The sequence below is a fragment of the Halobacillus sp. ABH2_015 genome (assembly GCF_056158945.1).
The window spans coordinates 2,567,154-2,587,759 of the sequence record NZ_JBSWUG010000002.1 but is presented as its reverse complement, the minus strand read 5'-3'; the positions used below and the strand labels follow the sequence as shown (position 1 = coordinate 2,587,759).

Annotated in this window: 26 protein-coding genes and 2 riboswitches; of the genes, 21 read left to right on the top strand and 5 right to left on the bottom strand. The window is 45.4% G+C overall.

Annotated elements, in window-relative coordinates; translation table 11 throughout:
* The first annotated feature begins 13 nt into the window (after positions 1-13).
* Positions 14-253 (top strand): hypothetical protein, encoded by a 240-nt coding sequence (locus ACXAD6_RS13735; RefSeq protein ID WP_206933550.1) that lies wholly within the window; start codon positions 14-16, stop codon positions 251-253.
* Between the two features lie 98 nt (positions 254-351).
* On the opposite strand, the gene ACXAD6_RS13730 is transcribed toward ACXAD6_RS13735, so the two are convergent.
* Positions 352-1,110 carry a TrmB family transcriptional regulator gene (locus ACXAD6_RS13730; RefSeq protein WP_474969330.1) on the bottom strand — a complete coding sequence of 253 codons (759 nt, stop codon included), beginning with the start codon at positions 1,108-1,110 and terminating at the stop codon, positions 352-354.
* Positions 1,111-1,242: 132 nt separating this feature from the next.
* Here ACXAD6_RS13730 and ACXAD6_RS13725 point away from each other — a divergent pair, with 132 nt between their 5' ends.
* Positions 1,243-2,406 carry an MFS transporter gene (locus ACXAD6_RS13725; RefSeq protein ID WP_474969329.1) on the top strand — a complete coding sequence of 388 codons (1,164 nt, stop codon included), beginning with the start codon at positions 1,243-1,245 and terminating at the stop codon, positions 2,404-2,406.
* Positions 2,407-2,460: 54 nt separating this feature from the next.
* On the opposite strand, the gene wrbA is transcribed toward ACXAD6_RS13725, so the two are convergent.
* Positions 2,461-3,072 carry an NAD(P)H:quinone oxidoreductase gene (gene wrbA / locus ACXAD6_RS13720; RefSeq protein ID WP_474969328.1) on the bottom strand — a complete coding sequence of 204 codons (612 nt, stop codon included), beginning with the start codon at positions 3,070-3,072 and terminating at the stop codon, positions 2,461-2,463.
* Positions 3,073-3,371: 299 nt separating this feature from the next.
* Here wrbA and ACXAD6_RS13715 point away from each other — a divergent pair, with 299 nt between their 5' ends.
* The 9 genes from ACXAD6_RS13715 (at position 3,372) to ACXAD6_RS13675 (ending at position 8,428) form a co-directional block, all read left to right on the top strand.
* Entirely contained in the window at positions 3,372-3,554 is a 183-nt protein-coding gene (locus ACXAD6_RS13715) for a YfhD family protein (protein ID WP_027956393.1), read from the top strand.
* A 157-nt stretch (positions 3,555-3,711) separates the two neighbouring features.
* A complete protein-coding gene (locus tag ACXAD6_RS13710) occupies positions 3,712-4,599 on the top strand; it encodes a glycine betaine ABC transporter substrate-binding protein (protein ID WP_474969327.1) in 888 nt (295 codons plus the stop codon).
* A gap of 175 nt (positions 4,600-4,774) precedes the next feature.
* Positions 4,775-5,002 carry a DUF4129 domain-containing protein gene (locus tag ACXAD6_RS13705; RefSeq protein WP_474969326.1) on the top strand — a complete coding sequence of 76 codons (228 nt, stop codon included), beginning with the start codon at positions 4,775-4,777 and terminating at the stop codon, positions 5,000-5,002.
* Between the two features lie 65 nt (positions 5,003-5,067).
* The gene (locus ACXAD6_RS13700; protein ID WP_027956395.1) at positions 5,068-5,874 is read left to right on the top strand and encodes a VLRF1 family aeRF1-type release factor; all 807 of its coding nucleotides are present in this window, start codon (positions 5,068-5,070) and stop codon (positions 5,872-5,874) included.
* 171 nt (positions 5,875-6,045) lie between these two features.
* Complete coding sequence (locus tag ACXAD6_RS13695; protein WP_474969325.1) at positions 6,046-6,351, top strand: antibiotic biosynthesis monooxygenase family protein; 306 nt, start codon at positions 6,046-6,048, stop codon at positions 6,349-6,351.
* Positions 6,348-6,716, top strand: a complete 369-nt coding sequence (locus ACXAD6_RS13690) for a hypothetical protein (RefSeq protein ID WP_474969324.1) — start codon at positions 6,348-6,350, stop codon at positions 6,714-6,716. The genes ACXAD6_RS13695 and ACXAD6_RS13690 overlap by 4 nt, the downstream gene beginning before the upstream one ends.
* A gap of 5 nt (positions 6,717-6,721) precedes the next feature.
* Positions 6,722-7,381 (top strand): cobalamin B12-binding domain-containing protein, encoded by a 660-nt coding sequence (locus ACXAD6_RS13685; protein WP_474969323.1) that lies wholly within the window; start codon positions 6,722-6,724, stop codon positions 7,379-7,381.
* A complete protein-coding gene (locus ACXAD6_RS13680) occupies positions 7,368-8,132 on the top strand; it encodes an STAS domain-containing protein (protein ID WP_474969322.1) in 765 nt (254 codons plus the stop codon). Before ACXAD6_RS13685 ends, ACXAD6_RS13680 begins: the two co-directional genes overlap by 14 nt.
* 89 nt (positions 8,133-8,221) lie before the next feature.
* The gene (locus tag ACXAD6_RS13675; protein WP_474969321.1) at positions 8,222-8,428 is read left to right on the top strand and encodes a copper ion binding protein; all 207 of its coding nucleotides are present in this window, start codon (positions 8,222-8,224) and stop codon (positions 8,426-8,428) included.
* Between the two features lie 161 nt (positions 8,429-8,589).
* Here ACXAD6_RS13675 and ACXAD6_RS13670 read toward each other — a convergent pair whose 3' ends face one another.
* Together ACXAD6_RS13670 and ACXAD6_RS13665 are read right to left on the bottom strand one after the other, a co-directional pair.
* Positions 8,590-8,925 carry a spore coat protein gene (locus ACXAD6_RS13670; protein WP_474969320.1) on the bottom strand — a complete coding sequence of 112 codons (336 nt, stop codon included), beginning with the start codon at positions 8,923-8,925 and terminating at the stop codon, positions 8,590-8,592.
* An 11-nt stretch (positions 8,926-8,936) separates the two neighbouring features.
* A complete protein-coding gene (locus ACXAD6_RS13665) occupies positions 8,937-9,200 on the bottom strand; it encodes a hypothetical protein (protein ID WP_474969319.1) in 264 nt (87 codons plus the stop codon).
* 197 nt (positions 9,201-9,397) lie between these two features.
* Between ACXAD6_RS13665 and ACXAD6_RS13660 the strand changes: the two genes are divergently transcribed.
* The 8 genes from ACXAD6_RS13660 to ACXAD6_RS13625 all read left to right on the top strand — a co-directional run bounded on the left by ACXAD6_RS13660 (position 9,398) and on the right by ACXAD6_RS13625 (position 17,807).
* Positions 9,398-10,315: a proline dehydrogenase family protein gene (locus tag ACXAD6_RS13660; protein ID WP_474969318.1), complete on the top strand. Its 918-nt coding sequence runs from the start codon at positions 9,398-9,400 to the stop codon at positions 10,313-10,315.
* 225 nt (positions 10,316-10,540) lie between these two features.
* Complete coding sequence (locus ACXAD6_RS13655) at positions 10,541-12,943, top strand: 3-hydroxyacyl-CoA dehydrogenase/enoyl-CoA hydratase family protein (protein ID WP_474969317.1); 2,403 nt, start codon at positions 10,541-10,543, stop codon at positions 12,941-12,943.
* A gap of 30 nt (positions 12,944-12,973) precedes the next feature.
* Positions 12,974-14,149, top strand: coding sequence for an acetyl-CoA C-acetyltransferase (locus tag ACXAD6_RS13650; RefSeq protein ID WP_474969316.1), 1,176 nt, complete (start codon positions 12,974-12,976; stop codon positions 14,147-14,149).
* A gap of 16 nt (positions 14,150-14,165) precedes the next feature.
* Positions 14,166-15,947 carry an acyl-CoA dehydrogenase family protein gene (locus ACXAD6_RS13645; protein WP_474969315.1) on the top strand — a complete coding sequence of 594 codons (1,782 nt, stop codon included), beginning with the start codon at positions 14,166-14,168 and terminating at the stop codon, positions 15,945-15,947.
* Between the two features lie 238 nt (positions 15,948-16,185).
* Positions 16,186-16,545: an arsenate reductase family protein gene (locus tag ACXAD6_RS13640; RefSeq protein WP_474969314.1), complete on the top strand. Its 360-nt coding sequence runs from the start codon at positions 16,186-16,188 to the stop codon at positions 16,543-16,545.
* An 84-nt stretch (positions 16,546-16,629) separates the two neighbouring features.
* Positions 16,630-17,013 (top strand): glycine cleavage system protein GcvH, encoded by a 384-nt coding sequence (gene gcvH / locus ACXAD6_RS13635; protein ID WP_027956409.1) that lies wholly within the window; start codon positions 16,630-16,632, stop codon positions 17,011-17,013.
* A 128-nt stretch (positions 17,014-17,141) separates the two neighbouring features.
* Entirely contained in the window at positions 17,142-17,489 is a 348-nt protein-coding gene (locus ACXAD6_RS13630) for a toprim domain-containing protein (protein ID WP_027956410.1), read from the top strand.
* A 9-nt stretch (positions 17,490-17,498) separates the two neighbouring features.
* The gene (locus ACXAD6_RS13625; RefSeq protein ID WP_474969313.1) at positions 17,499-17,807 is read left to right on the top strand and encodes a thioredoxin family protein; all 309 of its coding nucleotides are present in this window, start codon (positions 17,499-17,501) and stop codon (positions 17,805-17,807) included.
* Between the two features lie 132 nt (positions 17,808-17,939).
* Here ACXAD6_RS13625 and ACXAD6_RS13620 read toward each other — a convergent pair whose 3' ends face one another.
* A complete protein-coding gene (locus ACXAD6_RS13620; protein WP_474969312.1) occupies positions 17,940-18,359 on the bottom strand; it encodes a TlpA family protein disulfide reductase in 420 nt (139 codons plus the stop codon).
* A gap of 98 nt (positions 18,360-18,457) precedes the next feature.
* Positions 18,458-18,558: riboswitch (SAM riboswitch) on the top strand.
* A 164-nt stretch (positions 18,559-18,722) separates the two neighbouring features.
* Positions 18,723-18,836: riboswitch (SAM riboswitch) on the top strand.
* A gap of 78 nt (positions 18,837-18,914) precedes the next feature.
* On the opposite strand from ACXAD6_RS13620, the gene ACXAD6_RS13615 reads away from it, so the two are divergent.
* The gene (locus ACXAD6_RS13615) at positions 18,915-19,940 is read left to right on the top strand and encodes a methionine ABC transporter ATP-binding protein (RefSeq protein WP_474969311.1); all 1,026 of its coding nucleotides are present in this window, start codon (positions 18,915-18,917) and stop codon (positions 19,938-19,940) included.
* Positions 19,933-20,601 carry a methionine ABC transporter permease gene (locus tag ACXAD6_RS13610; RefSeq protein ID WP_160838465.1) on the top strand — a complete coding sequence of 223 codons (669 nt, stop codon included), beginning with the start codon at positions 19,933-19,935 and terminating at the stop codon, positions 20,599-20,601. The genes ACXAD6_RS13615 and ACXAD6_RS13610 overlap by 8 nt, the downstream gene beginning before the upstream one ends.
* Positions 20,602-20,606 lie beyond the last annotated feature (5 nt).

Sequence of the window (20,606 nt, the reverse complement as noted above, 5' to 3'; positions counted from 1 at the left end):
GGTGGAATGAATCGTGACAGAATATCGATTAAGTGATGTGGAAGTAGGAAAAAACTACAAGGCGAAAGAACTGGACAGTTTTGTTTCAACAACAGACGTCGTTGTTCTATCCAATAACGAATCCCAGCTTTTCACAGAACCTGAGCGGGAATATAAGGTTGTGGATGCTTTTGAAGGCTTCTTTGAACATTCATCCAATGATGGGGAGAAGTATTTCCGTAATAAGAAAACATACATTGTAGAAAAAGTATAAACGAAAAGACTGTCGATTGATCGACAGTCTTTTTTTTGCGGTCAAGTGGCAGCGGCCATCCAATGTGAACGTGACACGCTGCATGCGGCAGAACTTCTTTAATAGCGGAGTTTCATTAATATGGAAGTAATGGCATCATCTTTTTTTAATGTTTCCTGGTGTTTTTTAGTAATTTCCAAAAGGGCGACATCGTGATAGAAGAATTCAGTGAAAAACTTTACGAGAGGTTTGGAAAACGTATGCACCCCCTGGAATTGATCCCTTTCCATTCCAGCGAACAGCACTTCCCTTCCATCGACGATCAGGAGTTTATGCCGTTCTAGTCCTTGATGTTTTTCATCCGGGACAAGGGTGTGGGGATCCAGTTCTCCGACAGGAATTTCCCCGACAGATAACAATTCCACATGAATACCTTCTGCCTGCTTTCTTTCAAGGAGGTCCACGAACGGAGTCAGTTCATCGTTCCAGCCTGTCAGCAGTATTTCATTGGCAGCCTTCTCCATCAAATTTTCCATAAGGACGTGAATGCTGTGGTTATTCTTCAAGGTCCAGACGCGTTCATCAGCGTCTGGAATCTCTGATTTGTGATTTCGCAGTTGTTCAATGTGATCATCAAATTCAGCCGTCAGTTTTTTTATCGTCATTTCAATAGGAAGGGCTGTGTACATCTTCTTTTTTTCATGAAAAGACGTTAGGATCAATCCTTTTTCTTCGAGCCGCTGCAGGACTTCATACACTTTGGATTTAGGAACATGGGAAAATTTAACGACCGTTGCGGCATCCAGCGCCTGATCACTGGAGGACAGGACTTCATAGACTTGACTTTCATACTGGGTAAAACCGAAATTCTGTAACATGGGCTTCCTCTTTTCTTCTTATTGTCCTCAGGATACACGATGACCCCTTCGCGCGTAAATATTCCCTCTTGTCTTTCTAAGCCTATGTAGTTACCATTGTAGTGGTAACCAAAAGAAGAGAGGGTTCATGAGATGAATAAAAAAGTATACCTGCTGGCGCTCGTCGCTTTTGTCGTCGGAACTGTTGAGTTGATTATTGGTGGGATTCTGGACCTGGTCGCGGAAGATCTGAATGTCTCCCTTGGAAAAGCGGGACTTCTCATTTCTGTTTTTTCCTTAGTCTTCGCTGTATCCTCCCCGGTCCTTTTAACAGTGACGGCCCGCGTAGAACGAAAAAAATTGATGATGACCACCTTAGTGATATTCTTTGTCGGCAATCTGCTTGCCTTTTGGAGTCCTACTTATTCCATCATCATGGCAGCAAGAGTCCTGACTGCAGCAACAGGGTCACTTCTTGTAGTGCTGGCTGTAACAATGGCATCTTCAGTCGTTGACAAGAAGTACAGAGGTCGAGCGATCGGCACCATTTTCATGGGCATCTCCGGGTCGCTCGTGCTCGGTGTCCCCATCGGTCTGACGATAGGAAATGCGTTTGGATGGCGCGCTCCATTTCTACTCATCAGCATCCTGACACTCTTATCCATGGCAGCGGTCATGCTTCTACTTGAGAGCGTAGCCCCTAAACCTGTCTTATCCGTGAGGAGACAGCTTCAGACGTTGAAAAATAAGAAAATATGGAGTGCTCAAATGACCTCCTTTTTATTTTTAACCGGGCATTTGACCCTCTATGCTTATTTAACGCCTTATTTGAAAACGGTCATGGGAATGAACGGTACATGGGTCAGTGTGATTTATTTCGTATTTGGAACGGCAGCGGTGATCGGCGGGGGAATCGGAGGTGTGCTCTCTGATAAATTCGGCTCGGAAAAGAGTATCATCGGAATTATCCTTGTGTTTGCAGCAGCTATTTTTACGATTCCCTTCACGACATCTGTACTGCCGGTCTTCCTTGTTGTCCTCGTCGTTTGGAGTGCGCTCAGCTGGGCTGTAACACCTGCGCAGCAGAATTATTTGATTTCTTCAGCACCAGAATCGGCAGACATACAGCAGAGTTTAAATAATTCAGCTCTTCATTTCGGAATCGCTTTTGGATCATTGATTGGCGGTTTCGTCATAGAACAGGGGACGGTTTCTCTTAACCCGACAGTAGGTGGATTCTTTATTCTTGCAGCACTGCTGACGGCTGGCTTCTCTATCACTCGTAAAACCGAATCGAAGGAAGAAAAAGCAGCCTGACAAAAAAACAGGACATCTGAATGCAGATGTCCTGTTTTTTCGATTCGTTGCTTGTTACTGCTGTCCTTTTTTCATCGTTTGAGCGATTTGAACCGTCCGGGCGGCCTGATGCTTGGCAGCAGCTTCTACATCCTCGACCATGTTCCCTTCCTGATCGACAGAAACACTCGTTCCATATGGGTTCCCACCGGCACCGAAAATTACCGGGTCCGTGTATCCGGGAGCCGCAATGATTGCTCCCCAATGCATCATGGAGGTGTAGAGGGAAAGAAGAGTCGCTTCCTGACCGCCATGAGGGTTCTGGGCAGAAGTCATGCCGCTGACCACTTTATTAATCGTTCTGCCGTTTGCCCAGAGCCCTCCCTGCATATCGATGAACTGCTTCATTTGAGAAGGAAGGTTTCCGAAGCGCGTCGGCATACTGAAGATGATGACATCAGCCCATTCAATATCTTCAGATGTGGCGGTCGGGATATCCTTGATTTTTTCTACGGTCGCTTTCCATCCTTCGTTCGCTTCAATCACGGATTGAGGTGCGAGTTCATCCACCTTCAGCAATTTAACTTCAGCTCCGGCTTCTTCTGCTCCTTTGGCCGCCCATTGAGCCATTGTATAGTTGGTTCCACCCATTGTATAAAAAATCACAGCTGCTTTTACGTTTGACATATGCTCCCTCTCCTTTGGTTGATTATTGAATAACTTTTTCATAAATCCCATTTTGTTCACCTTCCTGCTGAATGACTTGCGCATCTTTTTATCCATACTCTCGAATTCGAGATATATGGGTAAAAATGTGTGGTTATTTATCTTGAATTCGAGATTAATTATATATCGAGTCTTCCGGGGTGTCAACACAAAAAGAAATGATTTTGGAAAAAGGGAAAAATTTTGGCTGGCATCCTTAAGAATAGGTACCTTGGAGCGGCGCATAATAAGATTGTTCCACATGTGAGGAGGCGATTGAGATGGGCAGAGATGAACATCACAAAGGAAAAGGGAAGCAGAAACGAAAGCTTCCGCAGACTCCTAAAAGTCAAAAACATGCGAACATCGATGTTGAGTTTTCTGAAGAACTGGCTGACAGGGAAGATAAGATCGCTCAAGAACGAGCGAAAGCGGCCGACCGCAGAGCTCATAAACGTATGTAAGAAAAACAACAGTCTTCAGGTTTCATCCTGGAGACTGTTTTTGTATATATTTTTTATACAGAATAAATTGTTTGAACTTAATTATGTTTATGGTATAATTCGAAATTGTGAGTGAAACGCATAAGAAATGGATGAATGTTTTAAAGGAGGCGTTCGTATGAAACAGTGGAAAAGATGGCTGCCCGTTTTTCTGATGGCCGGTTTGATCGTATTGACGGCCTGTGGAGAATCCACAGAGGAAAGCAGCACAGACGCAGGCAGTGATGGTGATAAAGGCACGATACATATTGGAATGAACAACTGGGCTGAGAATGTGGCTGTATCGAACATGTGGAAGCTTATTCTTGAAGATCAAGGATATTCGGTGGAGCTGGAACAGGTTGAAAAAGGGTTTCTATATGAAGCACTAGCGAGTGGTGACCTCGATATCGGAACAGAAATCTGGCTTCCGAATACAGACCAGCCTTTTTATGAAAAATATAAAGATGAGATCGATTGGCGCGAGACATGGTATGAGGGAACAGAACTTGGTTTGGCCGTTCCGTCTTATATGGAAGATATCAATACGGTCGAGGACCTGAAAAATACAGATCAGTTTTCCGACAATCAAATTGTAGGGATTTCTGCCGGAGCAAGCATTATGAATTTGACAGAGGAAGCCATTAAAGAATACGACTTGGACTATTCCCTGCTTTCTTCTGGAGAGCCGACAATGATTACAGAACTTAAAAATGCCATGGCTGATGAAGAGCCGATTGTAGCGACACTTTGGAAGCCGCACTGGGTCTTTGCAGAAATGGATGTGAAGATTCTGGAAGATACGAAAAATGTTTATGGGGATTCTGAAAATATTTCCTATGCAGCAAGACTTGGATTGAAAGAGGATCACCCTGAAGTGGTGAAGTGGTGGGACAGCTTCAAGCTTGATGACAATCAGCTTGGGAGTCTCATGGCTTCCATAAATGAAGCGGATTCTGAGGAAGAAGGTGCCCGCCAATGGCTGGATGAGCATCAGGATCTTGTAGATGAATGGACAAAAGAATAACTTTGAAACGATCTGCCCCTGGTGGATCTCCGAGCTGCCGATGATCCTATCGGCAGCTTTTCTTATATCCGGCATGAAGATCGGATTATGCCGGATATAAGAAAAGGACAGTCAGACCGAGGGGAGAAACAGAAATCTTCTCTTTGGCAGGTCCGGTTTTCCGTTAAAAAATTCAGTGCAGTTCCGCCGATTCGAGAAGGAAGCAGAAAAGCTTGGGTTCCCCAGGCATACCTGTGAATCCGCAGGAGCGTGGTTCCGGAGGCTGGAGCTCTCCTATCCTGTCGTTGAGATCTATGAAAAAGCCCGTTACGGAGGAATAAACCTCACCGAGCAGGAGTCAAAACAGTTCGCAGACCAGCTGGATGGATTGAAGAAGCAGCTTGCCTGTAGAAAAGAAGTTTAAGCGATCATCTTTCAGGAAACATAGACAATATAGCTAGTTGAACTATTGAAAGGAGTCGCTGAATTATGGATTTAAACAAAGAATTAGAGAAACTAGAGCATATTCACTTAGAAAAGCCACAAAAAGTATTTACGATGTATTTGAATACAGATCCATCCGACCCTGATCAACAAGGCGGCGAATGGAAAATCCATTTGAAGAATGGGTTGAACAACTTTGAGTCCTACCTTCAGGAAGATGGGGACTCAGATGAGAAAAGAAACTACTGGGCAGTGAAAGAAAAAGTTGAAACTTTCATAGAAGAAAACGAGCAGCATTTTGCAAAAAGTGTCGTATTGTTTGCTACAGGTGATGATACGGTCTGGTTTGCTGAAAGATTCCAGATGCCGGTTAAGACTGAATTCTACTGGGAGGAAGCTCCAGTGTTGGATCAGCTGAAGGAAATGCAGCAGAAATTCCCGAAAACCGGTGTCGTCCTGACTCAGAAAAACCAAATTAAGCTGCTGGATGCTGAACTGGGAACGTTGAAGGATACACAATTGTTTGAGCTTGACTTGAATACAGAGGATTGGCGCATGCACCAGGGTCCAGACAGAGCCCAGGCGTCCATGGGTTCAGGCGGAGCGAAGAATTCGAAGCAGGATCAATTTGAAGAGCGCTTCGAAGCCAACCGTTACCGCTGGTATAAGAGCGTAGCTCCAAAGATTGACCGCGCCGCTAAACAATATGGCTGGGAGCGCTTCTACCTCGTTGGTGACAAGGAAGAATTGAAAGACCTTCAGGACCATATGAATAAGGAAGCGGAAGACATGATTAACAAAAACCTTCTGGACCATGAAGAGATGCATGTGCTCGATGAGGTTGTCCAATAATTTATTAGAAAAGCACCGGGGAACCGGTGCTTTTTCATGTGTCATTTTATACATACCATCCAAACTGGATATGGACCGGCACAGGCCCGTTTAATCTTTCCATTATACAGATTTTCAGAGGCTATGGTAAAATAGTATACAGCGAAAATAAATGAGATTGGGGAAATGGACATGTTTGTTGTAGACTCCACTGTAGTGGTCCCGGAACACAAAGCTGATGATCTCATACAGATTTATCGGAATCGCTCCCGCCTCGTAGATGAAGCAGAGGGATTCTTATCTTTTCAGCTTCTCCAGAACGATCGGAAGCGGGGAGAGTTGACGGTTCACTTGGAGTGGGAATCTAAACAAGCTTATTTGAATTGGGCAAGAAGTGAGCAGTTCAAGAAAATTCATGAGCTTGAAAAACATTACCCTGACGAAGAGTTGAAGGGAATTGTTCCAATAGTGAAGAAGTATGAGGTGGTGGCAACATGAATAACACGGAACAGGCCCACCTTGTCCGGATCGTAACAGAAGAAATCTATGAAGCCTATCCCTATCTTTGGGAGAAATTCGGCCAGAATGGGAGAGACCGGACCGAAGAAGACAATCATCATCATTTGGACCATCTGGCTGCGGCTTACGAGATGAGAAGTGTAGACTTTTTTATGGACTATACGGACTGGCTCAACAACGTATTGACGTCCAGAAACGTGCCGACCGGACTGATTATTGATAATTTTCAGCGGCTCGTCCGCCTGCTGGATGGACAGTCTCTTGTGGATGAGGACGAGAAGCAGATGTTCATCGTCTATTTAGACCAGGCTCTCAAACGACTTCATACTCTGAACGAGAGGTGACTATTTTGGATCTGGATCATGAACAACTTGCTCAAGTTTTTTTGAGTGGAGATGAAGAGAAAGCATTGAACTACACGTATCGTCTCCTGGAGAACCATCCAAGGGCCTACGTGTTTGAAAATCTGATCACCCCGGCAATGTACCATGTGGGAAAGCTGTGGGAGAACAATGAAATATCGGTTGCGGATGAGCATCTGGCTACAGCCATATGTGATTTTGTTCTTTCAAAAATCGAGTCTGACCACCGGGCTCCTAAACGCCGTCAGCAGCAAAGTTATAAAGTCCTTCTCTTCGGAGTGGAAGAGGAGCAGCATTATATCGGGCTGAAAATGGTCGCCGACACTTTCAAAGAGCATGGCTGGCGCGTCCGTTATTTAGGGCCGGATCTTCCAATGGAACATTCCATGTTACAAATTAAAAAATTCCAGCCTGATGTAATAGGAATATCAGCGGCTTTGTCCTATCGTATTCCTGCCATAAAGAAATCCATAGAGGCCTTCACCCAGCTGGATTGGAAGCCGACCATCATGATCGGCGGCCGTCTTGCTTATAAGTTTGACTTGTCGGAGTTTGAATCCGAGAAGGTTATGGTAATTAAAAATATCGGACATCTGACGCATTGGTTCAAAGAAGGAAGGGAAGAATCCATCAATGAAACGAGTTGACCATTCTTTTCCTCTGCCCGTTTTTACAATCAACAAAAACTTCATCCTGCAATCTTATTCCAAGGAAGCAGAAGACAGCTTTGTCATCACGCAGAATTTCCTGGACTTATTTGATGAAGGCAGTCTTTCCAAGCTGAAAAAGTGGATCAATCCGGAAGTGAAAAAGGTAACATTGGAAGTCCAGCTGAAGCCTTTTGGAAACGCAAGGAACCCTGTAACGTGTGATCTGCACGTCAAATGGAGTAATGACCTTCATGCAGAAGTTCTGCTCATATTGAAGGATGACCAGATGGAGCGTGTCACCACGATGATGAATCAACTGCGCGCCCGCCTGAATGATACGAATTTTCAACTTCTTGAGGAAAAAGAAAAACTGGAGGAAGCGTTGGAGTTGAACAACCGTCTTTCGGCTCCTTTTATTACTCTTACAGAGGAAACGGCGTTGATCCCTTTGTTTGGTGATTTATCCCTGGATAAAATGGATGTCGTCGAAGAACCGCTGCTCCAACGTGTCAATCAAGGTGGTATTGAACGGGTGCTGCTGGATTTCACTGCCGTTGGAGATATTCCGAAAGATGGGGCTCAGGCTTTGAAAAGTCTGACCGCTTCTTTATTTTATATGGGAGCCGCTGTGGTCATTACAGGAGTACGGCCTGAACAGGTTCCAAAACTCCAGCATATCCGTTTTCCTATTGAAGTTTCTTATCTTCATTCTCTTCAGCAAGCCATTTACAAATACTGTGTGCAGTAAAGCGCTGCTTTCTGCTGATTTTCGGTTTATTCCCCTCTTCCAATGTGGAATAGGTAAAGTAAACGAGAAAATAGAAAGGGTGTTTTGTAATGGAAATGACGCTTGAAGTGAACGGTATGACATGTGAGCACTGCCAGAAAACGGTTAAAGATACAGTAGAAAAACTTGAAGGTGTGCACGGAGCAGAGGTTCATCTCGACAGTGGTAAGGTCAATGTGGTGTACGACGAAGCCTATGTCGGTAAAAATCTAATTAAAGAATCCATCCATGCCCAAGGGTATGAGGTCGTTGGATAAGGATAAAGGGCCTGGCTTTCCAGGCCTGTTCAGGCTGTCGGGAAGGATCCCGACAGCTTTTTTAATGGGATGCAGAGCAGGATAGGGAACCGGGATGATGGACGCAAGCCACCTTAATCACATACTTAACAATAAGAAAAGCCCGGGGCCCCGGGCTTTTTTTACTGCACTGTATAAGGAAGCTGTGATTGATAACCGGAAAATTTCTGATAGGCCTGGTCAAGCTTTTGGTTCTCTTCCTGCTCCAGAGCATACCATCCGTGTTTGAACATGAGGTTATACAGGTTTCTCTGACAGTCTTGTGTTTCCTTGAAGATGGTTGCCAGATCCTGATAAATCGCTTGGTTACTCGCCTCATTCAATGCTGTACTGTACGACGATGTCATGTACTTCTCCGTAGCCAGTAGATCGTTGACGAAATCCCGCTCATTCATCTGCGGTGTCTGTGGTACAGTCGTTTCAGGATTTTGAATTTTTTGTGGTTGGTTCGGATTCATAACGGCCCTCCTCAATTCGGTTTACTGGCCTGTGTATTCAGGTGCTCCAGTATTCTATTGTAGTGACGCTGGTGCATTTGGCCGGCTTCGTCCAACGCCGCCTGGATTTCAGGGGTTTGACAATTTTGAGCGAAAAAATGAGCTTTTTTACAAGCGTTTAAATTCCAGGAAAGCATGTCCGCAAGATATAGTTGATCTTTTATGGTCACAACATCAGGGGCCTGAGCCATCGGCTGTGCGCCCTGCATGGACCCAGTTGCCGGGTTCTGCTGCATGGAACTCCCTCCTTTATGTTTTCCCTGTTAGTATGGCTGTTTAAGGATGAAGTATAAATGAAAGATGGGTTTTATTTGTCGAATATCAGATGAAAATATTCACCCTTTATTAAGAAAAATGATAAGATAGAATCACAAACGTTTACATTTCTGAAAATTATAAAAAACACACCCACCACCAGTCAGGGGGCTTCATGATGGAAAAGGTGATGCGCAATTTCTTTCTTTTTTTATCGAAAAACCGTTTCTTTACAAAGCTTGCGAAAAAATATGGACTCCGTTTTGGTGCCGGTAAGTTTGTCGCTGGTGTTTCTGTACCTGATGCTGTGAGAACCATCCGGCTTTTGAATGACCAGGGTATGGCAGTCACGATTGACCACCTTGGAGAGTTCATTGACAGTGAGGTAGAAGCCAGAGAAGCAGCGGAAGGATGTATCGCCGCGATTGAAGCCATAGCAGAACATCATCTCGATTCACAACTTTCCCTTAAACTGACGTCCATGGGGCTGGATATTTCCGAATCGCTTGTGATGGAGAACATGAGGAAGATCCTTGATGCGGCAGAAAAAAATGATGTGTTTGTGACCATTGATATGGAAGATTACGAACGCTGCGGCAGAACCCTGGAGATTTTCAAGCAGTTGAGGGAGGAATATGATCATATCGGAACCGTCCTCCAGTCGTATTTGTACCGGACGGTTGAAGATATAGAATCGCTTGATGAGTATTCCCCGAACCTGAGACTTGTGAAAGGAGCCTATAAGGAATCTGCCAAAGTGGCCTTCCCGGATAAGAAAGACGTGGATGACAACTTAAAGAAAATTATCCGGATCCACTTGATGAACGGCCATTATACAGCAGTAGCTACACATGATGATGAAATGATCGAGTATACAAAGAAATTGGTGGAGAGTGAAGGCCTATCAAAAGATCAGTTTGAATTTCAAATGCTGTACGGGATTCGAGTGGAACGTCAGAAAGAATTGGTGGAGGAAGGGTATAAAATGCGTGTGTACGTACCTTATGGGAATGATTGGTATGGATACTTCATGCGTCGTCTCGCAGAACGGCCGGCAAACGTCGCTTTCGTGCTAAAAGGAGTATTTGGAAGATGAGGAAGGGCTGTCCCGCATGGTCTTTCCTTTTTTTAATCAAAACCGGCCGGACGCTCATACACTAACATAACGAAATGGACTTGGAAGAATTTTTAAGATTTATGGAGAAAAGGATTGCGAAATGTCTGAATATATTTTATATTAGACGTAGATACCGGTTTAGCACTATATTTTTTTGACCGTAAAATGAATGAGTATTCATTCAAAGAGATAGGGGGAGAAATGATGAAACAAAAAATTAAACGGGCTGCAGTTTTAGGCTCAGGGGTGATGGGGGCCGGCATTGCTGCCCACCTGGCCAACACAGGAATCCCTGTGCTGATGATGGACATTGCACCCCGGGAATTATCCGAGCAGGAAAAGAGTAAAGGGTTGACGGTTGAACACCCAGCGGTGCGGAATCGTATAGCCGTTGAGAATAAGAAAGCTCTCCTAAAGCAGAAGCCGTCTCCACTGACAAGTAAAAAAAATCTTGATTTGATTGAAACGGGCAACTTTACCGACGATATGAGCCGTCTGGGCGAGGTCGACTGGATTATAGAAGTCGTCGTCGAAAACCTGGATATCAAAAAGAAAGTACTTGCCCAGGTGGATCAATACCGTAAGCCCGGTTCGATCGTTAGCTCCAATACATCCGGCATCTCCATTGAGGCCATGTCCGCCGACTGCAGCGATGATTTTAAGAAGCATTTTCTCGGAACGCATTTCTTCAACCCGCCGCGATACTTGAAGCTTCTGGAAGTGATTCCGACGGCTGCGACAGATCCGGAAGTCCTCTCGTTTATGAAAACATTTGGAGAGGATGTGCTTGGTAAAGGTGTGGTGGAAGCCAAGGATACACCGAACTTTATTGCCAACCGTATCGGTACGTACGGCCTCCTCATCACCGTGCAGAAGATGCTTGAAAAAGGATACTCCGTCGGTGAGGTGGATTCTGTAACCGGCCCGTTGATCGGCCGTCCGAAAAGCGCAACCTTCCGTACGCTTGATGTTGTAGGCCTGGATACCTTTATCCATGTCGCCAACAATGTCTATGAACAGGTGGAAGGAGACGAGAAGAAAGCTTTTGAAGTTCCAGGTTTTATGACGGCGATGCTTGAAAAAGGATGGCTCGGATCGAAAAGCGGTCAAGGGTTCTTCCTGAAAAATAAAACAGCAGAAGGCAGTGAGATTCTTCAGTTGAATCCTGAAACGCTTGATTATGAGCCGCGTGGAAAATTAAAAACAAAAGCAACAGAGGCGGCCAAACAAGAGAAAGGGCTGCACCGCAAGCTCAAAACCCTCGTTCAGGCAGAAGGAGATCGTGCCGGTGACTTGATCTGGTCCATCATCAAACCGGTTCTGCTGTATTCAGGAGAATTGGCAGGAGAAATCGCTGATGATATTTCTGCTATTGACGATGCCATGAAGTGGGGGTTCGGCTGGGAAGCAGGTCCATTCGAGATATGGGACGCTGTTGGTGTTGAATCTTCCGTTGAACGGATGAAGGCCGAAGGGGAAACGGTTCCTTCATGGGTGGAGCAGCTGGTCGATCATAAGAATCCATCCTTTTATAAACACGAAATTGGAAACGTTTACTACTACCACAATGGGGAGTACAAAGAGAAGGTCTTTAATAAAAAACAAATCAATCTGAAGCGTCTGAAAGAGAAAAGAGATGTGATTAAGAAAAATGCAGGTGCGAGCCTCATTGACTTAGGTGATGGAGTGGCTGCTCTCGAATTTCATTCCCGAAGTAATGCGATAGGGCTGGATATTGTACAGATGATGAACTTCGCTGTGGATTATGTAGATGAGAATGACTGGCACGGTCTCGTCGTCGGCAATCAGGCCAAGAACTTCTGTGTGGGTGCCAACCTCGGCATGATGCTGATGGAAGCTCAGGATTACAACTTCTTTGAAATTGAAATGGTCGTAAAGAACTTCCAGGACAGCATGATGAAATTGAAGTATTCCGATAAGCCGGTTGTTGCAGCACCATTCGGAATGACGCTTGGCGGAGGAGCGGAGGTCTGCCTTCCGTCTGCTGCGATTCAAGCTTCTCCAGAGACGTACATGGGTCTTGTCGAAACAGGAGTCGGGCTGATCCCCGGCGGTGGTGGAAACAAGGAGCTGTATATCAAACACCTGCGGAATATCCCTGAGGGTGTGGAGGTTGACCTTCAAAAGGCGGCCGTCAGTGTCTTTGAAAAGATTGCGATGGCGAAAGTATCTACTTCTGGAGAAGAAGCTCTTGAAAACGGATTTTTGGATCAAAGAGATGCAGTAAGTACAAACGGAGATCATCTGCTGCATGATGCCAAGCAGAAGGTTCTTGGTCTGGCCGGTTCCGGATACAAAGCACCAAAGCGGACGAAGGTCCCCGTCACAGGAGAACAAGGGCTGGCTACAATGATTCTTGGAGCGAAGTCTCTCGTTTTAAGCGGATACGCAAGTGAGCATGACATGAAAATTGCTGAAAAGCTGGCCTTTGTACTGGCTGGCGGACGACTGAAACAAGGGACACTCGTCGATGAGCAGTATTTGCTGGACTTGGAGAGAGAGGCATTCCTCAGCCTGATTGGTGAGCCGAAATCGCAGGCTCGTATGCAGCACATGCTTATGAAAGGAAAGCCGCTCCGTAACTAAAAGGAGAGGACATAGAGGAGGGGACATACATTGAAAGAAGCAGTTATTGTAGCGGGAGCAAGAACACCGGTGGGACGCGCTAAAAAAGGCGCACTCGCTCATACAAGACCGGATGATTTGGCCGCTTTAACGATAAAAGAAACTTTAAAAAGAGCCGGAGGTTATGAAGGGAATATTGATGATGTCATTATCGGATGCGCCATGCCTGAAGCTGAGCAGGGAATGAACATGGCCCGTAATATTTCCGGGCTGGCAGGACTGCATCATAAAGTTCCTGCGATTACGATAAACCGATACTGTTCTTCAGGTCTTCAGAGTATTGCCTACGCCGCTGAAAAAATCATGCTTGGACACAGTGACACCGCACTTGCGGGAGGAGCCGAATCAATGAGCCTGATCCCTATGGGTGGACACGTGATCAAGCCGAATATTGAATTGGTGGAGCAGGCCCCTGAGTATTACATGTCCATGGGTCATACAGCTGAAGAGGTTGCCGGGCGCTTCGGGATCTCGCGAGAAGACCAGGATGCTTTTGCTGTTCAGAGTCATGAACGTGCGGCACGTGCGATTCAGGAAGGGAAATTCGAGGACGAAATCGTACCGGTGGAAGTGACAAATCGAGAACTTGGTGCTGATCACAAAGTGAAGGAAACGAAAACGATGTTTACAGTCGATGAAGGAGTGCGTCCCGGCACAAGACAGGAAATACTTGCAAAGCTGAAGCCGGCATTTTCTACCAGAGGTTCCGTGACAGCAGGAAACTCTTCACAGATGAGCGACGGCGCTGCATCCGTTCTGGTGATGGATCATGAGAAAGCGAAGTCAGAGGGGCTCCAGCCACTCGTGAAATTCCGATCTTTTGCTGTCGCAGGTGTAGAACCAGAAATTATGGGGGTCGGCCCCATTGAAGCGGTGCCTAAAGCATTGAAAATAGCAGGGTTGTCCATTCAGGATATTGGTCTATTTGAACTGAATGAAGCGTTTGCTTCTCAGTCGCTGCGCGTCATACGTGAGCTGGGTCTTGATCCTGAGAAAGTCAATGTCAATGGAGGAGCGATTGCCCTTGGCCATCCGCTGGGCTGTACAGGGACGAAATTGACGCTGAGTCTTATCCATGAAATGAAGAGAAGAAACGAGCAATTTGGTGTCGTAACGATGTGTATCGGCGGCGGTATGGGTGCTGCCGGGGTATTTGAATTAATCTAATGGGGAGGCTCAACCAATGAGTGAATTAAAAGAGATGATTAAAGGTGGCGGATTTATTGTCGAGGATGTAACGGCCGATCAGGTCATTACCCCGGAGGACTTTACAGATGAACATTTGATGATTGCCAAGACGGCTGAAGACTTTGTTCTTGGTGAAGTTGTTCCAAAGATTGAGAACCTGGAAAACCATGAATTTGAACATTCTGTCGCTCTTTTGAAGAAAGCGGGCGATCTTGGACTGCTCGGTGCCGATGTACCTGAAGAATATGGCGGTCTCCAGCTGGATAAAATCAGTTCATCCTTAATTACGGAGAAGTTCTCCCGTGCCGGCGGGTTTTCCGTCACTCATGGTGCGCACGTGGGGATCGGGTCTCTTCCTATTGTGTTCTTCGGGAATCATGATCAGAAAAATAAATACCTCCCTGTACTCGCTACAGGTGAAAAGATTGCCGCTTATGCCCTGACAGAGCCGGGATCAGGGTCTGATGCACTTGGAGCTAAAACGACAGCGAAGCTTAATGAAGCGGGCACCCACTACATTTTGAACGGGGAAAAACAGTGGATTACCAACTCCGCCTTTGCTGATGTATTTGTTGTGTATGCCAAGATTGATGGAGAAAAATTCACAGCATTTATTGTAGAGAGAGAGTATCCAGGTGTATCTACAGGTCCGGAAGAGAAGAAAATGGGAATTAAGAGTTCTTCCACCCGTACATTGATTCTTGAAGATGCGGAAGTTCCGGTGGAAAACGTCCTTGGGGACATCGGAAAAGGCCACGTTATTGCCTTTAACATACTGAATGTTGGTCGCTACAAGCTGGCCATCGGTGGTGTTGGCGGAGCGAAACGGGCGATTGAACTGTCTGTAAAATACGCCAAAGAAAGAAAACAGTTTAAAACTCCGATTGCACAGTTCCCATTGATCCAGGAGAAAATTGGTTCGGTTGCCGCAAACACGTATGCCAATGAAAGTTCCGTTTACCGGACCGTCGGGCTGTTTGAACAGAGCATGGGCAAACTTACTGATGAAGAGCTGAAAGACGGGGCAGCTGTTGCGAAGGTTATTGCTGAATATGCGATTGAATGCTCCTTGAATAAAGTGTTCGGTACCGAACTGCTCGACTTTGCTTCCGATGAAGCCGTACAAATCCACGGGGGTTACGGTTTCATGGCGGAGTACGAAGTTGAAAGGATGTACCGCGATTCCCGGATCAACCGTATTTTTGAAGGAACGAATGAAATCAACCGGATGATCGTCCCGGGTACACTGCTTAAGAAAGCGATGAAAGGGGAACTTCCTCTCCTCCAAAAAGCCCAGACACTCCAGGAGGAAATCATGATGATGATGCCGGAAGAACCTGGTTTGGAGCCATTGGAGCAGGAGAAGTATTTAGTTAAAAATGCCAAGAAAATCGGACTTCTTGCCGCCGGCCTTGCCGCTCAGAAGTACGGAGAAAAGCTCGATAAAGAACAGGAAGTGCTCGTCAATATCGCTGATATGGTCGGTGAAATCTATAACATGGAATCAGCCCTGCTTCGTACGGAGAAAGCCATCCATCGTTCTGGTGAAGAAAAGAATAAGCAGAAGCTCCTCTACACGCAGGTGTATGTACAGGAAGCCTTTAACAGAATCGAGGCCCATGCGAAAGAAACGTTGATTGCGTCTCAAACCGGCGACTCCCTGCGTATGATGCTTGGTGCTCTTCGTAAACTGACACGTCATACACCGACGAACGTCATTCCGAAGAAGCGGGAAATTGCCCAGGGATTAATTGAGTCCGAAAGATATTACGTATAAATCAGTGACCAGCCCGCACTTGAAAGTGCGGGCTTTTGGCATGTAGAGAGGAAGGGATCCTCTCCTCACAGGGACATTCAATTTTCCCGGGAAAAAGTGTTTTTGGAGGCATTTGAATAAAGAGAAGGAAGGATGTAAAAGAATGAAAAAGGAATTGGAGGGAAAAGTAATTTTCAATGAAAAGATTGTCTCCATTGTGATAAAATAAGACGTAACAAGTTGGAAGGAGGAGGAGCATATGCCTGTTACCTTCTACTGGTACCCAAACTGCGGTACTTGTAAAAAAGCGAAAAAATGGCTGGATGATGAAGGGGTTCCTTACGAATCTGTACATATTGTTGAACATCCCCCTTCACAGGAAGAGTTGAAGGACCTCACGGCCAGGAGTGAACGACCGGTTAAGAAATTTTTCAACACCAGTGGGAAGAAGTATCGGGAGTTAAACCTGAAGGAAAAGCTGAAAGATGCAGATGAAGAAGAAATGCTGCGCCTGCTCGCTTCAGACGGGATGCTCATCAAACGGCCCATCGTCACTGATGGAACAAATGTCACTGTTGGTTTCAAAGCCGATGAATTTGAAAACGTCTGGGGCCGATGAGCAGAACATTGGAAATAAAAGCAGAAGGCTTTTATGTTTATAACTGTCATTAAACAAAAACAAGAACTGTGGAGGTAATCGAATATGAGCTTACCAAAAGATCTACGTTATTCTCAGGAACACGAATGGGTGAAAGAAGAAGGAGAAAAAGTCAGAGTCGGAATCACGGATTTTGCTCAATCTGAACTTGGCGACATCGTTTTTGTTGAGCTTCCTGAAGTGGGAGAAGAACTAAAAACAGACGAGCCTTTCGGAAGTGTGGAATCTGTAAAAACCGTTTCCGAATTATATGCACCGATCAGCGGTAAAGTTGTAGAAGTGAATGAAGATTTGGAAGACAGCCCTGAGTTTGTGAATGAGTCTCCTTATGATAAAGCCTGGATGGTTGTTGTTGAACCAAGCGATTCTTCAGAAGTTGAGCAGCTGATGTCTTCTGAAGAATATGAAGCGATGATTGATGAAGATTAATCAAAACAAGTAAGCCCGTTGTACAGGCAGGACTGATGATTCCTTGTCTGACATGATCGTGCTTGATCTTAATCATGTTCAGACCATGCCATATGGCATGGTCTGTTTCTATATAGTAGGTGATGAAGATGGATGGAGAACGGATTTTGATTGTTGAAGGGATTACAGATAAGAAGAAATTGAACAAAGTACTGGATGAGAAAATCGAAATCATCTGTACCCATGGGACGCTCGGTATTGAGCGAATGGAAGAAATGATCTTTGAACATAACCTGGATGAACGATCGGTCTATATCCTTGTGGATGAAGATGATTCCGGTTTTAAACTACGGAAGATGCTGACAGAGGAACTTCCGCACGCAGAGCATATTTATATTGATAAAGCCTTTAGAGAAGTGGCGGCTACTCCCGAGCCGGAACTCGCCCGTGCCCTGTTAAGCCGTCATTTCAGCGTGAAGTCGATGTATTTAATTTAGGAGGAAGCTTTGCAGAATTTAATACAAAATGAGGCAGCCTGGGTGCTGTCCTCGGATGAAAAAACGATGACATTTATTCACAGCCCTTTTTGCGGGACGTGCCACCTTGCCCGCAAGATGCTGATAACTTTGGAAGAGATGTATAAAAAAACACTATTCTCGGAAATGAACGCCTCTCTGCATCCTGCATTGATGGAACAATATCGAGTGGAAAGTGTTCCATGCCTCTTGATTACCCATAAAGGAGAAGTTCTTGAAAAGGTCTATGCTTTTCAATCCGTCCCACACATGTATGAAAAGATCATTCCCTATCTATAACCCGCCTTTATTCCCCGGGAAATGACAAGATAAAAACGGTAAAAAACCCGTCCTGCATAGGCAGGGCGGGTTTTATTCATCGGCCGTATGACCAGTGATAAGCGGGTGGTAGGCCTTCCGCTGTTTTGATGATTAAACAATTTCCCCCAGGGACTGGACGATATCGAGAAAGGAAGCTTTATCACCGAACGATTCGTGGACCCTGCCTTCCTGATCTATGATAATAGTGGAAGGGACGCCCTTGCAGCCGAACGTATCGTATAAGCTTCGCCAATCATCAATCAAGGTAGGCTGGTTAAGAAATTTTTCAGCATATTCCTTTCCGGCATCAGGGCTGCGTTCACGACCGGGAACGTTAATCGTAACCAGCTCCACTTTTTCTTTGTCCATCGTTTCAAAGAGCTGCTCTTTTTTAGGTAAGTCTCTCCCGCAGTCAGGACACCAGGATGCCCAGAAAGTCAGGACGATCACCTTTCCGAAATGGTCGCTCAGACGATAGGTGGAGGGCTGATTTATATAAGAAAGCTCAAATTGAGGAGCACGTTCCTTCATGATTTCATCTCCTTACTGTAAAAATATACCTGATTATTATCTTTGACGTCCGTATAGACTCCATGCTAACATAACATATAATTTCACAGCGACATCATAACTTATCCAGAGTGGTGGAGGGACTGGCCCTTTGAAACCCGGCAACCGGCAAAAGCACGGTGCTAAATCCTGCGGAGCGTAAAGCTTTGATAGATGAGATCCACTAAAGTCTCTTCTATTTTAGGAGAGACTTTTTTGCATATCCAGATGTTCTTCTTTTCTGAAAAGTAGCTCATTTATGTTGACACGCTGGTGGCAGAGTGCTAAAATCCACTTTGTAGTTATGAAATGAATTAAAGCAGTAATAATTTAATAAGCTAAAATCTCTTATCCAGAGTGGCGGAGGGACTGGCCCTACGATGCCCGGCAACCAGCAGGTGTAACCGACCTGTCAAGGTGCCAAATCCTGCAGAGCATAACAGCTCTGACAGATGAGAGAACAGAAGATACATTGTTATTGAAACGCCATTCTGTTCTCGAACAGAATGGCGTTTTTTGAATGGGAGGGAACACATCATGATTACAATCAAGGATCTTTCTAAAGTTTTTCAAACGAAGGATCGGGAAGTGAAAGCTGTTGATGGCTTAAGCCTTACAATAAATAAAGGGGAAATCTACGGTGTCATTGGTTATAGTGGAGCGGGTAAAAGTACTTTTATCCGGCTGTTGAACCGACTGGAGGATCCAACAGAGGGCAGCATCCACGTCGGTGATCAGGATTTAACGGGCCTCAGTAAGAATAAACTGCGTATCGCCCGCCAGGATATCGGAATGATTTTTCAGCACTTCAACCTGCTTTGGTCCAGAACGGTTTATGATAACATCGCTTTTCCGTTGGAAATTGCCGGTGTACCAAAGGAAGAACGGAGCAAAAGAGTGAACGAACTGATCGATCTGGTCGGTTTATCCGGCAGAGGAAACTCCTACCCATCCCAGTTGAGTGGTGGACAGAAACAGCGTGTAGGAATTGCCAGGGCGCTGGCCAACAACCCGAAAGTCCTCCTTTGTGATGAAGCGACATCCGCTCTGGATCCGGAAACGACAGACTCCATATTGGATCTTCTTGTAGACATCAATGAAAAACTCGGACTGACCATAGTTTTGATTACTCACGAAATGCATGTCATTCGTAAGATCTGTCATCAGGTGGCAGTCATGGAGCAGGGGAAAATCGTTGAAAAGGGAGATGTTCTGGACGTATTTCTTCATCCAGATCAGCCAGTGACGAAGAAATTCGTCGATCAGGTGATGGGTGATCAGGAAAAAGAGCACTCTCTGAAATTGATCAAAGATAAGTACCAGTCCGGAAAAATTGTCCGGCTGCATTTTGTAGGAGAGAGTACCAACCAAGCGCTGATCAGTGAGGTCTCCAGGAAGTTCGTCCTGGATGTGAATATTCTTCACGGGAAGATCACGCAGACGCAAAAAGGAGCTTACGGAACGATGTTTGTTCAGTTTGAAGGAGACGATGAGGAAGCAGCCCGGGCAATCGAATATATACGCTCGACTTCTGTGGAAGTGGAGGTGAACCCGGATGCTTAATGGATTACTGCCAAACGTACGCATGGAAGACATGATTACAGCAACAAATGAAACGTTGTATATGACTCTGATTTCCGTAGCCGGCACATTTATCCTCGGGATTCTGCTCGGCCTGCTGCTTTATTTATCTGGTCCGGGAGGGCTCTGGCAGAACAAAGTGGTCAATGCAGTGACAGCTTCTGTCGTAAACATTTTCCGTGCCATTCCTTTTATTATATTGATCCTGCTTCTGTTCCCGTTTACAGACTTCTTGATTGGAACGATCCGCGGTCCGAACGCAGCCCTTCCGGCGTTAATTATCGGAGGAGCTCCGTTTTACGCGAGACTTGTTGAGATTGCATTGAAGGAAGTGGAAAAAGGTGTCGTAGAGGCAGCGAAGGCGATGGGGGCTAAATCATCAACGATCATCTTCAAAGTCCTGCTGCCTGAATCCATGCCTGCCCTTATTTCAGGAATTACGGTGACCGCCATTGCACTGATTGGTTATACCGCCGTGGCGGGTGCGATTGGTGCCGGTGGTCTTGGAGACTTTGCTTATTTCTACGGTTTCCAGCGTAGTAATTTTGATGTGGTCTTCATTTGCACGGTGCTTATCATTATTATTGTGTTTATTTTCCAATTCATCGGTGATTATGCTTCCCGTAAATTGGACAAAAGATAAAAAAC

Bases quoted from the DNA above. Each gene is read 5' to 3' on its own strand.
- ACXAD6_RS13690 (WP_474969324.1), top strand. From the start codon at position 6,348: ATGAATAACACGGAACAGGCCCACCTTGTCCGGATCGTAACAGAAGAA.
- ACXAD6_RS13620 (WP_474969312.1), bottom strand. From the start codon at position 18,359: ATGAAGGAACGTGCTCCTCAATTTGAGCTTTCTTATATAAATCAGCCC.
- ACXAD6_RS13655 (WP_474969317.1), top strand. From the start codon at position 10,541: ATGAAACAAAAAATTAAACGGGCTGCAGTTTTAGGCTCAGGGGTGATG.
- ACXAD6_RS13615 (WP_474969311.1), top strand. From the start codon at position 18,915: ATGATTACAATCAAGGATCTTTCTAAAGTTTTTCAAACGAAGGATCGG.
- ACXAD6_RS13610 (WP_160838465.1), top strand. From the start codon at position 19,933: ATGCTTAATGGATTACTGCCAAACGTACGCATGGAAGACATGATTACA.
- ACXAD6_RS13630 (WP_027956410.1), top strand. From the start codon at position 17,142: ATGGATGGAGAACGGATTTTGATTGTTGAAGGGATTACAGATAAGAAG.
- ACXAD6_RS13675 (WP_474969321.1), top strand. From the start codon at position 8,222: ATGGAAATGACGCTTGAAGTGAACGGTATGACATGTGAGCACTGCCAG.
- ACXAD6_RS13715 (WP_027956393.1), top strand. From the start codon at position 3,372: ATGGGCAGAGATGAACATCACAAAGGAAAAGGGAAGCAGAAACGAAAG.
- ACXAD6_RS13660 (WP_474969318.1), top strand. From the start codon at position 9,398: ATGGAAAAGGTGATGCGCAATTTCTTTCTTTTTTTATCGAAAAACCGT.
- wrbA (WP_474969328.1), bottom strand. From the start codon at position 3,072: ATGTCAAACGTAAAAGCAGCTGTGATTTTTTATACAATGGGTGGAACC.
- ACXAD6_RS13680 (WP_474969322.1), top strand. From the start codon at position 7,368: ATGAAACGAGTTGACCATTCTTTTCCTCTGCCCGTTTTTACAATCAAC.
- ACXAD6_RS13665 (WP_474969319.1), bottom strand. From the start codon at position 9,200: ATGCAGCAGAACCCGGCAACTGGGTCCATGCAGGGCGCACAGCCGATG.
- ACXAD6_RS13640 (WP_474969314.1), top strand. From the start codon at position 16,186: ATGCCTGTTACCTTCTACTGGTACCCAAACTGCGGTACTTGTAAAAAA.
- ACXAD6_RS13710 (WP_474969327.1), top strand. From the start codon at position 3,712: ATGAAACAGTGGAAAAGATGGCTGCCCGTTTTTCTGATGGCCGGTTTG.
- ACXAD6_RS13725 (WP_474969329.1), top strand. From the start codon at position 1,243: ATGAATAAAAAAGTATACCTGCTGGCGCTCGTCGCTTTTGTCGTCGGA.
- ACXAD6_RS13670 (WP_474969320.1), bottom strand. From the start codon at position 8,925: ATGAATCCGAACCAACCACAAAAAATTCAAAATCCTGAAACGACTGTA.
- ACXAD6_RS13645 (WP_474969315.1), top strand. From the start codon at position 14,166: ATGAGTGAATTAAAAGAGATGATTAAAGGTGGCGGATTTATTGTCGAG.
- ACXAD6_RS13730 (WP_474969330.1), bottom strand. From the start codon at position 1,110: ATGTTACAGAATTTCGGTTTTACCCAGTATGAAAGTCAAGTCTATGAA.
- gcvH (WP_027956409.1), top strand. From the start codon at position 16,630: ATGAGCTTACCAAAAGATCTACGTTATTCTCAGGAACACGAATGGGTG.
- ACXAD6_RS13700 (WP_027956395.1), top strand. From the start codon at position 5,068: ATGGATTTAAACAAAGAATTAGAGAAACTAGAGCATATTCACTTAGAA.
- ACXAD6_RS13695 (WP_474969325.1), top strand. From the start codon at position 6,046: ATGTTTGTTGTAGACTCCACTGTAGTGGTCCCGGAACACAAAGCTGAT.